Annotated in this window: 13 protein-coding genes and 3 pseudogenes; 10 read left to right on the plus strand and 6 right to left on the minus strand. The window is 61.2% G+C overall.

The annotated features are described in order from the left end of the window. Both ACS5Q1_RS28470 and ACS5Q1_RS28475 read left to right on the plus strand, forming a co-directional pair. Positions 1 to 157, plus strand: a pseudogene (locus ACS5Q1_RS28470) (IS1595 family transposase); the annotation flags it as partial. Between the two features lie 2 nt (positions 158 to 159). Beyond that, positions 160 to 1182, plus strand: a complete 1023-nt coding sequence (locus ACS5Q1_RS28475) for an IS110 family RNA-guided transposase (RefSeq protein ID WP_473101342.1) — start codon at positions 160 to 162, stop codon at positions 1180 to 1182. A gap of 335 nt (positions 1183 to 1517) precedes the next feature. Here the strand turns inward: ACS5Q1_RS28475 and ACS5Q1_RS28480 are convergent, their stop codons facing one another. The 5 genes from ACS5Q1_RS28480 to ACS5Q1_RS28500 form a co-directional block, all read right to left on the minus strand. Continuing rightward, a complete protein-coding gene (locus ACS5Q1_RS28480) occupies positions 1518 to 1781 on the minus strand; it encodes a cytosolic protein (RefSeq protein ID WP_473101343.1) in 264 nt (87 codons plus the stop codon). A gap of 129 nt (positions 1782 to 1910) precedes the next feature. Continuing rightward, entirely contained in the window at positions 1911 to 2381 is a 471-nt protein-coding gene (locus tag ACS5Q1_RS28485) for an aminoacyl-tRNA deacylase (RefSeq protein WP_473101344.1), read from the minus strand. Between the two features lie 169 nt (positions 2382 to 2550). Further along, on the minus strand, positions 2551 to 3387 hold the full coding sequence (locus ACS5Q1_RS28490; RefSeq protein WP_473101345.1) for a universal stress protein: 837 nt from the start codon (positions 3385 to 3387) through the stop codon (positions 2551 to 2553). A 148-nt stretch (positions 3388 to 3535) separates the two neighbouring features. Further along, positions 3536 to 4192 carry a 4-hydroxythreonine-4-phosphate dehydrogenase gene (locus tag ACS5Q1_RS28495; protein ID WP_473101346.1) on the minus strand — a complete coding sequence of 219 codons (657 nt, stop codon included), beginning with the start codon at positions 4190 to 4192 and terminating at the stop codon, positions 3536 to 3538. A gap of 108 nt (positions 4193 to 4300) precedes the next feature. Next, complete coding sequence (locus ACS5Q1_RS28500) at positions 4301 to 4561, minus strand: dodecin family protein (protein ID WP_203446389.1); 261 nt, start codon at positions 4559 to 4561, stop codon at positions 4301 to 4303. A 231-nt stretch (positions 4562 to 4792) separates the two neighbouring features. Between ACS5Q1_RS28500 and ACS5Q1_RS28505 the strand changes: the two genes are divergently transcribed. From ACS5Q1_RS28505 to ACS5Q1_RS28520, 4 genes and pseudogenes are all read left to right on the plus strand, one after another. Continuing rightward, positions 4793 to 5011 carry a hypothetical protein gene (locus ACS5Q1_RS28505; RefSeq protein WP_473101347.1) on the plus strand — a complete coding sequence of 73 codons (219 nt, stop codon included), beginning with the start codon at positions 4793 to 4795 and terminating at the stop codon, positions 5009 to 5011. Positions 5012 to 5442: 431 nt separating this feature from the next. Beyond that, entirely contained in the window at positions 5443 to 5952 is a 510-nt protein-coding gene (locus ACS5Q1_RS28510; protein ID WP_473101348.1) for a Ros/MucR family transcriptional regulator, read from the plus strand. A 1040-nt stretch (positions 5953 to 6992) separates the two neighbouring features. After that, positions 6993 to 7702 (plus strand): annotated as a pseudogene (locus tag ACS5Q1_RS28515) (IS6 family transposase). A gap of 52 nt (positions 7703 to 7754) precedes the next feature. After that, positions 7755 to 8681 (plus strand): annotated as a pseudogene (locus ACS5Q1_RS28520) (glucuronate isomerase); the annotation flags it as partial. An 18-nt stretch (positions 8682 to 8699) separates the two neighbouring features. On the opposite strand, the gene ACS5Q1_RS28525 reads toward ACS5Q1_RS28520, so the two are convergent. Further along, on the minus strand, positions 8700 to 9710 hold the full coding sequence (locus ACS5Q1_RS28525) for a LacI family DNA-binding transcriptional regulator (RefSeq protein ID WP_473101349.1): 1011 nt from the start codon (positions 9708 to 9710) through the stop codon (positions 8700 to 8702). A 375-nt stretch (positions 9711 to 10085) separates the two neighbouring features. Between ACS5Q1_RS28525 and ACS5Q1_RS28530 the strand changes: the two genes are divergently transcribed. The 4 genes from ACS5Q1_RS28530 to ACS5Q1_RS28545 are packed head-to-tail and all read left to right on the plus strand — an operon-like array spanning position 10086 to position 14614. Continuing rightward, positions 10086 to 11366, plus strand: a complete 1281-nt coding sequence (locus ACS5Q1_RS28530; RefSeq protein ID WP_473101350.1) for an ABC transporter substrate-binding protein — start codon at positions 10086 to 10088, stop codon at positions 11364 to 11366. Positions 11367 to 11426: 60 nt separating this feature from the next. Further along, entirely contained in the window at positions 11427 to 12464 is a 1038-nt protein-coding gene (locus ACS5Q1_RS28535; RefSeq protein WP_473101351.1) for a carbohydrate ABC transporter permease, read from the plus strand. A gap of 7 nt (positions 12465 to 12471) precedes the next feature. Further along, complete coding sequence (locus ACS5Q1_RS28540) at positions 12472 to 13521, plus strand: carbohydrate ABC transporter permease (RefSeq protein ID WP_473101352.1); 1050 nt, start codon at positions 12472 to 12474, stop codon at positions 13519 to 13521. 16 nt (positions 13522 to 13537) lie between these two features. Next, the gene (locus ACS5Q1_RS28545; protein WP_473101353.1) at positions 13538 to 14614 is read left to right on the plus strand and encodes an ABC transporter ATP-binding protein; all 1077 of its coding nucleotides are present in this window, start codon (positions 13538 to 13540) and stop codon (positions 14612 to 14614) included. Positions 14615 to 14623: the final 9 nt, after the last annotated feature.

Raw genomic sequence — 14623 nt, forward strand, 5'->3', positions numbered from 1 at the left:
CACACGCAAAGGACGGCCGGTGACCAAGACGTTGTGGGCGAGAATACCGCCTGCACTCCAACTTCCAGCCGTTTTCCGCTCCGCAATTGGACGCGAGATGCGCCGATCGAAGGACGGCGGGATCAACCTCGTCTCAAAGGTAGCTGTCTTTGGTTGATAATGCCGGATACATCGAAGCATGTCTTCCAGCTGCACGGCGTAAACGCCGCCGAGGAGCCGGTGTTGCGCAAGAAGCTACGGCGCCACGACCTGGTGGCCTTCTTCACGAGGTTGCCACCAACGGTGGTGGCGATCGAGGCCTGCGGTGGATCTCATCACTGGGCGCGATTGCTGCAGTCGCTGGGTCACGAGGTGAAGATGATCCCACCGCAGCTGGTCAAACCGTATGTCAAGCGCGGCAAGAACGATGCCGCCGATGCGGAAGCCCTGTGCGAGGCGATGAGCCGGCCGACCATGCGGTTTGTGCCGGTCAAGAGCACAGAGCAGCAGGCCGCTCTGATGCTGGTAGGTTTGCGCGACCGCCTGATCCGCCAGCGCACCCAACTGACCAATGCGATCCGCGGCTATGCAGCCGAGTTCGGGCTGGTGGCGGCGAAGGGACTGTGCAAGATCGAACCGCTGCTGGAACGGATCCGGGCGGATGACACACTGCCGGCCTTGGCGCAGGGGCTGTTTGAGATGCAGGCCAAGGAATACGCCCAGCTGCAGGCCCGGCTCGAGGAGGTGGAAGACAAGCTGATGGCCTGGCATCGGGATGATGCGTGCAGCCGGCGTCTGGCCAAGATTCCCGGCGTCGGTCCGATCGGGGCCTCGATGCTGGTGATGAAGACGCCGACCCCGGAGGCGTTCCGCTCGGCTCGCCACTTTGCCGCCTGGCTCGGCCTGACCCCGAAGGATCACTCCACCGCCGGCAAGGTGCGGCTCGGCGTGATCACTCGGGCGGGCGACGAGGCCTTGCGCAGCGTGCTGGTCGTCGGCGCCACGGCGGTGATCCGGCAGTTGCGGCGCAGTCAGAGTGCGGCGGCGTCGCCGTGGCTAGTGGAGTTGCTCAAGCGCAAGCCGCCGAAGCTGGCCGCGGTGGCGCTGGCCAACAAGATCGCCCGGATCGCCTGGAAACTGATGGTGACAGGCGAGGTCTACAAAGCGAAATCGGCCTCGCCCGCAGGGGCGGGCGCGGTTTAGAGATCAGCCCGACCTCGGGAGGCCCTCAAGACTTCCCGGGTTGAGCTGCTGCCGGAACTTGCAAGGAAATGAGCAGATGGTGTGATCGATCGATCCGAGATGTGAGAAACTCCGTAGATGCTATCGGCTGTGACAGGTCGCCCCCATGCTTGGAACTCACGTCGCGGAAACCATCTTGGCCCGCGGTCATGCGCGACCGCACCGACAGGCCGGACATATGGGCGCAAGCGATCCGATCATAGTACTGACCAACACCCTTGTGAGGAGGAAGCCGTCCACATATGGCATCTGGTCTGTCCGCTGCGGTAGAACAGCCGAGATGTATCCGCTTGAAATCACGCCGCAGTTTCGGTTCGGCTCTCAGGCTGATCCTCATCATGCAGGATCGGCGGCCCAAGCTCCGAAAACCGTAAGAGGCGGAAGGCCCGATCGCCGTTGTCATCGAGCACCCGCAGGTCATCGCTGTCACGGGCGTCGTTCATCACCACCTGGAAATGGCCGCCATAGCGGGCCGCTACGATATCGAGCGGAAGCTGGTACGCGATAAACTTGCCAACCCCGTGCGCCTTCAGAGCGCGCAGCAGGCCAGCGTCGGACAAGGACGGGTCGACGTCAGAATCACGATCGGCCCGCTGCCGGCAAACACCAGAGCTGCTTTCATCATCTTTCTCCTGAGCTTGGGCAGCACCCTGTCAGGCGCCGTGCTCGCCTTCACCTGAGCCACGCCATCAATCGCGGGCGCTGAAGGATCCGTGCTGGGCCTGAGGATTGAGCCGGGCAAACTCGGTCCCGTTCACATGAACCAGAGTCGCGTGGTCACCACCCTCAAAATACAGCTCCTGCTGCTGGTCGATGCTGTGGTCGATAATCACATCCAGCCCATAGCACCCACCCACCGCCGGAACCGCGCCGAGCGCACAGTCGCGGAAGATGTCCGCAGCGTCCGGCTCGCTGGCCAAGTGAACCTCATGGCCGAGCTCCATCCTGAGATCGGACAGCCGGAGATGATGCGAGGCCGGGAGGACGGCGAGTTTGTAGCGGCCACCGTCGCTGAGCACGACAGCTTTGGCCAGCCTGTCACTCGGGATGTGACCTGCGTGGGCGGACCCAAGGGCCGACAGGGTCGGTTCATGCGGGACCAGATCGTACCGGATCCCTTGCTCGTCCATGTACTGTTGGAGTGTGGATGCGATCGCCATGACGTGCCTCCCATTGGCAAGGAATTCCCTGCGTCACGAGGCATGTCCTAGAGATTGGCGCCGCGTGGCGCGGCTTCTTGGCGCCTGCAGATTATATGCCTCTGGCTCGCCAGCGACAATCGAACTGCCGTTCTGGTGATCCGCCGCGATGGCGAACTGGGAACCCAGTCTAGTGCGCCATCAGGACCGGAACGGTGGTGTTGGACAGAATGTGGCTGGTGGCCCCGCCGAAGATGAACTGCCGTAGCCGGCTCTGGGTGTAGGCGCCTTTGACCAGTAGATCGCACCCGAGCGACACCGCCGCCGACAGAACGGCTTCGCCCGCATGTCCATGCGGGTTGGGCAAGGATCTCGTCTCCACCGACAGCCCATTCCGCATGAGGGTGCGGCTGAGATCCTGCGTCGACGGGCCTGATACGCCCCAGTCGTCGAAGTCGACCACCACGATCCGCTGCGCCCGGGCCAGGAGCGGCATCGCCAACGCCACCGACCGTGCGGTTTCTGTGCTGCGGTTCCAGGCGATCACCACAGTCGTACCAAGGGTGCTGGGCGGTGTCGGAGGCACGAGCAGGACTGGCCGGCCACTCTCAAACAGCGCCGCCTCGACCGTCGGCGGACGAGGCTGGTTGGCTTGGTCACTTGGCCGCCCGAGCACGGTGATGTCGAAGGCCCGCGCATAGTGGCCGACGAAGTCGTCCTCGGCCAGATCACCGCCGCGCCAACCGAAGCCAAGACCTGATGGCCCTGTGTCGGATCGTGGAACCTCGTGAGCCATCATGAAGGTCTCAAACAGGCGGCGCGAGGCCTCGGCCCGTTGCCGCTGCACCTCAGGATCGAGAAACGGGATGTCGCCGATGGTAATGTCGGACGCGATGTAGGGCGGCAGGTTGGGGGTGATCGCCAAGCCCTCCAGGTAGCCGTCCAGGGCGCGCCCCAGCAGCAGCGCGGTCTCGAGGACAGGCTGAATCAGAAGATGCTCTTCCACTGGTACCAGGATCGACTTCATGGCTCATGCCCACATCAAGCGATGAGCGCCGAAACGCAGGGGAAAATGATACTCCTCCTGCCTAAGCCTGTCTCGGGCTACACTAAGATCTCCTGTGCCGGCTCTGATTTTGTGTGCGCCTCAGTCAGACACGCGGCTCGCGAGGCCCCTAGAGGCTCACCCAAGATGATGATGCCTGTTCGGCATTGAACGCCAGCTGATCCACGAGCCTGGTCGAGTGGGCCGGAAAGGCGCCATCCAACGCTGCCGTGCCGACGGTAAAGCCGGCCGCTCCAGCCTTGAGAAGGTTATTTATTCGCTCAGGCCGGTCAATTGAGCCTGCCACCACCAGCTTGGGGGCGACTTCCCGGCAAACCCGGATGATCAGATCCGGAACGTCGCCTTGGGAGCGGTAGGCGAGCAGGTCGAGGCTATGAACCCCATCCAGGGCCGCCCGACAGGCGCTCTCGATAATAGTGTCGGCGGTCCCTCTAAGGACCCTTGGATGGCCGACAACTTCGCCCAGGAAGGGATAGTAACGGATGCCCGTGCCGGCCTGGATGGGCAGAACCACATGTGGGAGTGTGCCGCCCATCAGAACATCAACTCCAAGCCCGACCGCCACTCGCGCGGAAGCCTCCTGGCTTGCCGCATCGAGGCTGACCACCTCTAAGTACAGGGGCGCACCGCCAGCACGGATGGTGTCCGCAAGGCGGCGCAAGCTGGCGAACGGCAGCCCGACGTCCTTGAAGCCGATGTGGCGCACGCCCGCCTCCGGCACCCAGTCCTGAGCATCCGGGATGGTGCGGTCGGCATCATCAGGCATTGCCAAGCGCCTCTGCCCTGGGGGCGAAACGTTTTTCGCCCGCCCCCTCAGCCATGCGATCTCACCCGAGTGCGACCGCTCTGTGTTTCTGACAAAAGGTCCAAGATATCACTCCAGACCGAGGATCTCCTCGCTTCCCATGCTCCGTGTGCTCCTGGTACTCGCCCCCTCGTCGAGTTGGAACGCGATCTTCAGGATCACCCGAAACTGGGTGACCTGCTCGTTCTCCACCACCGCCTCGAACTCCTTGACCCAGACGGAGCGAATGTTGCGCAAGGTCTGTGCGGCGCGCTCGACCGCTTGGCGCGTCGCATCCTCCCAGCTGTCCGGCGACTGGGATGACAACTCCACCATTTTCACGATCGACATGTGTCCCTCCTTCGCTCCGGCGCCTGAGCGGCGCCTCACGGGACAAGCCCATATAAGAGCGGCCGTTCCTGGTCAGGGAAGCGTCTCCCGGGCCCCATTCCCTTGCACGTGGCTATCTGCACAACGCTGGTGCCCGAGACCCTCAGGCAACCCGGCTGCTTCGGTCGATCCTATGTCGGCAAACATGATATTCTGGCGCGGCCTGACCGGGGTTCGAAGCGGATTGATCCCATGACGCACCGTTACGTTCAGCAATTGCAGAAAGCACGCGAGCGGCTGGTCGCGCACCGGCGCGAGATGGCCGAGATCATCATCAACACGGCGGCCTTCATTCCCGAGAGAGCCGTCGAGTTCACGGAGATCCAGAACGCGATCAAGTCGATCGACGAGGCAATCGAAGATGAGGCCAAGCGGGCTGGCACCGTTCTTCATGACGAAGACAACATGTAGCCTGACCGGAACCGGCCCCGCGATGTAGTCCATCCTGGATTCGGCCATGGTATTGGCCCGGTGTCACTGACCATTTTGGCATGAGACAGCCAGTCTAATGATTTCAGTGGCTTAGCTTCTGGCGTGAGACAAGTATTTGGACATTTAACGTGAGATTCTCGTTGGCTTTAGGGAGAGCATGAGGTTTGGTGGGGCAGGTATGAAGCGCTTGAGAGCAGCCCCATTGACCGGCAGGGAGACGTGTTGAGATGGCGGGATCCAGAAACAGATCCATGACCGGGTGCCCCACAAATCCTTATGCTCCCCTACTTATGCATGATCTGCCGGCGCTTTGCCGCATCGGTAGCCGGAATGAACCCTCGTGGCAGCTTGACCCCGCAATATAATTGGCTACCTGATCGTGCCTTATCTTCCCGCGGATAGGATGAGTTATGGATCAACCTGAAGAGCAGCTAGACTTTGCTAGCATCACTGCAGATATCGTTTCGTCTTATGTCGCCAATAACTCTGTTCATCGAGCCGATCTGCCGAACGTGATCGCATCCGTCCATGCCGCACTCCGAGGCCTAGTCGCTCCCAAACAGGCAGAACCTGAGAAGCCAGAGCCGGCCGTTTCGATCCGCAAATCCATCACGCCCGATTTCCTGATCAGTCTTGAAGACGGCAAGAAGTACAAGACGCTCAAGCGTCACCTTGGAAAGTTGGGGCTGACCGCTGCGGAGTATCGTGCAAAGTGGGGGCTCTCGGCCGATTATCCGATGGTTGCACCCAACTATGCGGCGAAGCGCTCTGAACTTGCTAGAAACAGCGGCCTCGGCCAGCAGAGAAGGAAGACTGCCGCGAAAGATGCGGAAGCGATTGACGAGACCATCACGGCGCCAGCGGAAGCCTCGAAGCCAAAGCGCCGCCCTCCTTCTCGAAAGAGCAAAGCAAGCGGATAGACATCATCCCGGGCTCAGGATTCGTGTGCCGGACCTAATTGCTGCAACCTCACTAAGCAGCTACGAATTGTTTACTGCGTCTGGCCACAATGATCTCACTGGGCGCGTTATGTATCAGCCCGAACAGATGCGGAGATATCCTCCTCCGCTGAGCGCCCTGGTTGAGGACCAAGACAGCCCTCAGCCGGGGCGTTTCTTTTTCTGGGCTACGCCTGAAAACAGAGAGTGCGCGTTACACGACCAAAGTCGGGCGCGGTTCAGGACCAAAGCCCCACCTCTCTTGCTCAGTTGCGGATGGACAGGGGCCGCTTAGCCTATAAGGCGTGGCTCAAATAGTTGCCCCTACGGGAGCCACGGCGCCCTGGTTGAGGTATCGACAAAGTACTCAGCCGGGGCGTTCCTATTTCTGGGCTACTCCACTTGCTGAGGCCGGATTTTCCGAGACAGTGCGCCCCGCCTTCTGGGACGTTGCGGGCGAGCCAGAACGATTTATCCTCTTACTTGTGGCTCACGTGCTCCTACGGCAACCACCGCCCTAGCTAAGAGTTTTAGCGAACCTCTCTTGGCTGGGGCGTCCCATTCGAGAACACCGATTGTTCACCATCTCGGGTCAAGATGATCTCACCGGGCGCGTTGCGTATCAGCCCGAATGAACGCGGAGCCCTTACCTCCGCTAGCGCCCTGGCTGAGGCCCAAGGTTCATCCTCAGCTGGGGCATTTCTATTTACGGCTCTGCGCCAGCAACGATCTTTTTACCCGACAGCCGTACGACGATAGCGCGATGCATCTCCAGTGACATCGCAGGCGCCCTGGCTGAGTGATCGCGATTCACACTCAACCAGGGCGCTCCCGTTTCAGGGGATTCGACTCTCGGACTGAGTCCTGCTATGCGAGCCGAGCCATAGCCCCCAAGCGTTGGCAGACGCCTTGGCTGAGAGCTCCGCACGGCGGAATCGGCTGGGGCGTTTTCGTTTCAGACAAAGGAAAACCGGCACCGTCATCTTAACCCGGAGGTGACGGGATGCTGGCATAGGTAGAGGATGAAATCGACCCGTCACGCTCGCTACGCTCGCCACCGCTTCTGGCAGAAGCGATCAGCCATGCCGTCTGGTTGTACTTCCGGTTTCCACTCAGCCTGCGCATGGTCGAGGAGATGCTGGCCGCCCGAGGCATCTTGGTCAGCCATGAAACGGTGCGGCAGTGGGCGCTGAAATTCGGTCAGACCTATGCCAACCAGATCCGCCGCCGTCTTCCGGTGCCCGGAGACAAATGGCACCTGGATGAGGTCGTGATCACCATCGCGGGCGAAAAGCATTGGCTCTGGCGGGCCGTGGACCAGCATGGGATTGTGCTCGACATCCTCGTCCAGAGTCGCCGCAATGCCACAGCGGCCAAGCGGCTGTTGCGCAAGCTGCTCAAGAAGCAGGGCATAGCGCCTCGCGTGATGATCACGGACAAACTCGCCAGCTACGGCGCGGCCCAGCGGGAGATCATGCCGGGTGTCGAACATCGTCAGCACCAGGGCCTGAACAACCGGGCGGAGAATAGTTATCAGCCGACCCGACGACGGGAGTGCATCATGAAGCGCTTCAAGTCAGCTGGGCAGGCGCAACGCTTCCTCTCGGTTCACGATCAGGTGGGAAATCTCTTCCGCCGTCCTGCCAACCCCAGCGCCGTCGATCATCGCAAGTCCCGAGCGTGGGCCTTTGCGACCTGGGCGCACGTCACAGGTCTTGCGGCTGGCCTCTGATCCGACAGCCCAGGTCAGGCAAACCTATCTCAACCCGTTAAGTCGACGATGCCTCGAGGCCATTGCCACGACGGAGAGCCCGCTCAATCCGCTGAAGCATCACGAGATCATCCGGCAGTCGGGCTGGAAGGGACGCGTGGTGACCGCCTATCGTCCGGACCCGGTCATCGATCCGGAGTTTGAAGGTTTTCGCGAGAACCTCGCACGTTTTGGTGAGATCACCGATTGCGATACGTCGACCTGGAGCGGCTATCTGGACGCGCACCGGAAGCGGCGCGCCTTCTTCCGCCAGTATGGCGCGACCTCCACCGATCACGGGCACCCGACGGCGCGAACGGCCAATCTTTCCCAAGCGGATGCGGAGGCCCTGTTCCGCCGCGTCTCGACGGGACACGTGATGCCTGAGGATGCGGAACTCTTCCGCGCCCAGATGCTGACTGAGATGGCGGCGATGAGCGTCGAGGACGGGATGGTGATGCAGCTTCATCCCGGCTCCTTCCGCAATCACAACGATGTGCTCTACCACCGCTTCGGCCGCGATATGGGGGCCGACATTCCGTTGCAGACGGATTACGTCCGCGCCTTGAAGCCGCTGCTCGATCGGTTCGGTAACGAGCCGAACTTCACGCTGATCGTCTTCACCCTGGACGAGACGAGCTATTCGCGCGAATTGGCGCCGCTCGCGGGCCATTATCCGGCCCTGAAGCTCGGTCCCGCCTGGTGGTTCTTCGACTCGCCCGAGGGCATGCGCCGCTTCCGCGAGCTCACCACGGAGACGGCCGGCTTCTACAACACGGTCGGCTTCAACGACGACACGCGCGCCTACCTGTCCATCCCAGCGCGGCACGACGTGGCCCGTCGGGTCGACTGCGCCTATCTCGCAAACCTCGTGACGAGCCATCGCCTCGACGAGGACGAGGCGCACGAGGTGGCGTACGATCTTGCCTATCGCCTCGCGAAGGAGGCCTACAAGCTGTGACACGGGACATGGGCTGAATTAGCGGACGATAAGCGTATGCGGCAGAAGCTGCTCAGAGGGTTTCTCACCGCCCCATAAGGCTTGCAACTGATCCAAGACCTTCGCGCCGAAATCCACATACGGGATGTAGACCGAAGTCAGCCAGGGAGCAATCCAAGCATTGAGCTTGTTATCGTCGACACCCACGATCCTGCATTCCTCAGGGATTCGGACGCCTTTTTCCATCGCCAAGCGATAGGCTCCATAGGCCATGAGATCGCTCGGACAGAGCAGCCCCTGAGGCCATGGTTGTCCGTCAACGAGCCTTTGAGCTGCGGCGTAGCCCACCTCCATATGCGTCAGGCCCGGTGCCTCGGCCCGCCGTATTGTTTTTTGGGGCAGGCCAAGCTCCCCGAGACGGGTGATAAAGCCGCCCACACGGTCATGTGACACCGATGAACCTTGCATGGGGTAGATAGCAGCAAAGTCTCTGATCCCTCGTGTCCAAAGGTGATCAGCCGCATCTGCTCCGGCACGCCGATTGTCGATTCCCACGAAGGAGCCTCCTCCGTCGGGATTTCGGCGACCGACGAACACGATGGGATCTCCCCGGGCAACCGAGGCGGACAGTGCTTCACTGCGTACAGCATTGACGACCACATAGCCCTGCACGACCTGCGATCGCATGGCCTGGAGGTATTCATCCTGAAGTTCCGCGCGGTCATGGGTGTCGCACAGGATCATCACATAGCCGGCGGAGCGGAGTGCCGTCTCGACAGAGGCCGCGATAGCCGCCATGGCCGGATTGTCGAGATTGGGTGACAGCATGGCGACAATCCGGCTTTCTCGCCTGCGCAAGGTCCGGCCGACGTAATTAGGCTGGTAGCCGAGGGCCGCCACAACCTTCTGGACCCGCTCAACGGTTTCGGCTGATGCACGGCGGGTCTCACCATTCACAATCCGGGACACGGTGGCAATCGACACCCCAGCTTGGGCCGCCACGGTCGCCAGCGAAACCGGCTCCTGCCTGAACTGTCTCTGCTTGCTCATCCGGCTTGATCCACCACTTCGTTTCATCCTGTTGATGGTCTCGGATGCTGCCGTCAAGTCAGTTACCCTAAAGAATGATAGACAACTAGGTAAACGTTTGCCAAAGTGCATGCCGACGGTTGCTTTGGGATTTTCAAGCCTCTGGACGCATGTCCGCGGCCGAGCTGTCGCATTGCCGAGAACTGGGCGCCATCCAGGGCATCGCGGAATGCCGGTTTGAACGAAAGCGAGCCCGAACGCTGCTCGATCGAATTCCTCCGTTGCGGAGGATCCAGCCGGCCCCAAGGCCGGGTGTTAATAAGATCTGACGCCTCTGTGGCGCCACAGATCCAAGCAAATCTCGGCGTTCGACGAGAAAACGAAACGGAGGAAACAATGAAGGGTACAACGATGCTCCTTGGCTGCGCCCTGTTCGCGGCGAGCCTCGGACTTGGCAACGCTCAAGCTCAAACAACCCTGCGGATGACCTGGTACTCGGACGGCAACGAAGGCGAGGTCATGTCGGATCTCCTGCGCCGCTTTGAGGGGCAAAACAAGGACATCAAGGTCGTTCTCGATCAGGTTCCGTTCAAAGCCATCAATGAGAACCTGCCGGTGCAGCTCGCGGCAGGACAGGGCCCGGACCTCGCGCGTGTCGCGGATCTCGGAGGCGTGGCCCGCTACATGCTGGATTTGCGTCCGCATCTCAAGGATCCGGCTTATTTCGAGACCAACTTCGGACCCTTCCTCGAATGGATGCGGGTCCCGGGCGACACGACTTCGATCCCGGGGTTCATGACCCAGCTCACCCTGACGGGTCCTTTCGTGAACAAGACCCTGTTCGAGCAGGCCAATGTCGCCATGCCCGGTCCCAAGGCAACCTGGGAGGAGTGGGCCACAGCGGCGAAGGATGTTGCTGCAAAGGTGCAGGCGCCATTCCCGATCGCCATTGACCGGTCCGGTCACCGGTTCTTCAGCCTTGCCATCACACAGGGCGCGAAGCTGTTTAACGAGAAGGGCGAACCCGCCGTTGTGGACGAAGGATTCAAGCGGGGAGCGCAGCTCGTTTTCGACTGGCACAAGAATGGCGTGATGTCGAAGGAGCTCTGGGGCTCGGTGGCAGGCACCGCCTACCGGGGTGCCAATGACGAGTTCAAGAACGCGCAGGTCGTGATGTACGAGTCGGGCTCCTGGCAGATCGGTCAGTTCGACAAGACGATCGGCGACGCATTCGACTGGGTGGCGGTTCCGACGCCCTGCGGACCCGCCAACTGCTCCGGCATGCCGGGCGGCGCCGCGCTCGTGGCCATCAAGACTACCCAGCATCCGAAAGAAGTCGCGCGCCTCATGGAATATCTCGCCAGCGAGCAGGTCGCGGCAGAATTCTATGACCGGTCACTCTTCGTGCCAGGCCATCTGGGCATCGCCAAGAAAGGTCTTGAGTACAAGAGCGCCTCACCACAGGGCAAGGCCGCGCTGAAAGTGTTCAACGAAGGCGTGTCGCAGCTCTCTCCGGTTGCCAACAGGCTTCAGGGCTACGTCCATAACCGTGTGATCTTCAACGCGGTGATCAGCCGGCTTGGCCAAGCCATCGCCGGAGAGGCCTCACTGGACGAGGCCTACCAGCGCATCGAGTCGGATGTGCAGCAGCAGATTGCCGAGCGCACCAAGAAGTAAAGCCCGAAACCTGCTCCGGGCGAGGTCGCCCGGAGCATTCTCTCTCTGGCTGAACACACCATGACCCTCACGTCAAAGACATCTCCGGTGACACCGCCCGCTCCGGCAGGTGGTCTCGCTCAGTCGCGCGGGACGAACCCTGTCCTGAAACTGATCTCTCGGATCGTCGATTGGCCAATGGCGGGCCTGCAGCGCCTCATTGGCGAGAGGCGGATGCCTTATGTCTTCCTGCTGCCGAACCTTGTGTTCTTCGGCCTATTCGTGTTCGTGCCGATCATCATCAACTTCGTCTATTCGGTCACTGGCGGTCCTGCACTGTTCCCGTCTGAGCGCCCCTACGTCGGCGCTGGCCAATACTCGTATCTGTTCGAGTGCGGGTCCTATGTGGATCCAAACACCTGCCGCGAGGACCATTTCTGGCGCGGCGTCTACAATACGCTCTTCTTCTCTCTGTTTCAGGTTGTTGCGATGGTGGGGCTGTCGCTCCTGACTGCCATCGTTCTCAACATGAAGATCCGCGGCCGAGGCTTCTTCCGCGCGGTTTATTTCTTTCCCGTCCTGCTGTCTCCCGTTGTGGTGGCGCTGATCTGGAAGTGGATTTTGCAGCGCGATGGTCTTTTGAACGCCGCCATCACAGGCTTCGGCGGGGACAGGATCCTGTTTTTGACTGAGCCCGGCTGGGCCATGTTCTGGGCCATCTTCGTATCGGTCTGGTCCCATATGGGATTTTACACTCTTATCCTTCTGGCGGGGCTCCAGGCCATTCCAGCGGACATCTATGAGGCCGCCGAAATGGATGCGACGCCCCGGTGGCGTGTGTTCTGGCGCCTCACCCTGCCGCTGCTCTGGCCCAACCTTGTCGTCGTGATCGTGCTGTCCCTGATCCGCGCCGTTCAGACCTTTGATGAGGTGTTCGTGCTCACCGGAGGCGGACCGGGAACATCCACCCTGATGGTCGTGCAGTACATCTACGAGACGGCATTCTCGAACCAGGTTCAGAATTTCGGCCTCGCCGCGGCGGCTTCGGTTGTGCTCGGCATCGTGCTCTTCGCACTGACTCTGGCGCAGCTCGCCTTCACGCAACGCAAGTCCTCGTGAGGCCGTCATGAACATTGCTCATCTCGTCACTGCCCGTCGCAATCCCAAGGGTTGGCATTGGACCGACATCGCAGCCTACACGTACCTGCTGCTCGGCGTGCTCCTGATGTTCGGCCCGGTTCTGTGGCTGGTTTTGTCGTCATTCAAGACACAGGCCAGCTTGCTTGAGTTCCCCCCCTCGCTTCTGCCGATGTCGCAGAAGGAAGTGAACGTGCCCGGCTACCCGCAGCCGCTGCCTCTGTTCACGGTGACCATGGAGGACGGAACCACGCGAGAGCTCGCACAGGTCCGCCGCGTCGGCATTCAAGCTCAGATGATCGATCCAGCCAACCCAAGCCAGCAGGTGCGGGTGCCCATCGACAAGCGGGTACCCGTGCGCCAATTTGCACTCGCCACGGAAAACTACACCGAACCGCTGGAGCGCTTTGCCTTCCCGCAGTTTCTAGCGAACTCGGTCTTTGTGACGGTAGTCGCAACCCTGATCACCCTTCTGATCAACTCCATGGCGGCCTATGCTCTTTCCATCTACGAGTTCAAAGGCAAGAACGCCGCCATGCTGATGGTGATCGGCACGCTGATGATCCCGATCACCATCATCCTGGTACCGGTTTATCTCGTGGTGACCAAGCTCGGACTGGTCAACTCACTCTGGGCTGTGATCCTGCCGGGCGCCGCGACACCGACAGGCGTGTTCCTCCTGCGTCAGTACATGCTGACCTTGCCGCGCGATCTCATCGAAGCGGCTCGCATGGACAAGGCATCGGAATGGCAGATCTATTGGCGTATTGTGATGCCCCTGACCCTGCCGGCGCTCGCCGTGCTGACCATCTTCTCGATCATGTGGCGCTGGAACGAGTTTCTGTGGCCGCTCGCCGTTCTGACAAAGACGGAATCCTATACGCTGCAGATCGGCCTCAACGCCTTCCAGGGCGAGCTGCAGACGCAGTGGCAGTATCTGCTCGCGATGACGGTGATGACCCTGGCTCCAGTCGCGATCGTCTTCGTGTTCCTGCAACGCTTCATCACCACCGGTATCGCCAACACCGGGATGAAATAACTGGACTGATTGAACCATGGCTGACCTCAAACTCACCGAAATCAAGAAGTCCTATGGCTCCGCGACGATCATCCATGGGGTTGATCTGGCGATCGAGGACGGCGAATTCGTGGTGTTCGTCGGCCCCTCCGGCTGCGGCAAGTCCACGCTTCTTCGCATCATCGCCGGCCTGGAGCAGGTCAGCGGCGGTGAGATCCGGATCGACGGTCAGAGCGTCACGAACGTTCCGGCCTCTGACCGGGGGCTCGCGATGGTGTTCCAATCCTATGCGCTCTATCCACATATGAGCGTGTACAAAAACATGGCCTTCGCCCTTGAGAACATGGGGCTCAGCCGCACCGAGATTGATCAGCGTGTCCGCCGCGCGGCTCAGATGCTGCGGCTCACCGATTATCTCGATCGCAAGCCCAAGGCTCTCTCGGGCGGCCAGCGCCAGCGCGTCGCGATCGGCCGTGCGATCGTCCGCGATCCCAAGATCTTCCTGTTTGACGAGCCGCTGTCCAACCTCGACGCGGAGCTGCGGGTTGCCACGCGCAAGGAGCTGGCTGCTCTGCACGGGGAGATCGGTGGCACCATGATTTACGTCACCCACGATCAGGTGGAGGCCATGACCCTGGCCGACCGCATCGTGGTGCTGCGGGCCGGACGCATCGAGCAGGTCGGAACGCCGCTGGAGGTGTACAATCATCCAGCCAATCTCTTCGTGGCAGGTTTCATCGGTTCGCCCCGCATGAACCTACTCCCGGCGCGGGTAGCGGGTTCCGGACAGGTCGCTTTTGAAACCGACACACGACCGATTGCCTTGCCCTCGACCGGTCAGGCAGCCTCGGGAGCCACCATCACACTGGGGGCGCGCCCGGAGCACATTGATGTCGTGGATGAGACCCAGGCGGATCTTGTCATCACGGTCGACCTGGTGGAGCAGCTCGGGGGCGAAACGTACCTGTACGGATCGGCTCCCGGCTTGCCGCAGCTGACCGTGCGCCAGGATGGACAGGCCCGATACGACCGAAGCCAGAGGGTCGGACTGCGGCTTAAGCGCGAGACGCTTCACCTTTTCGACGCGGACGGCAACGCGATCCACATTCGCTGATATTGCTGA

This window comes from Microvirga sp. GN3 (assembly GCF_055792825.1).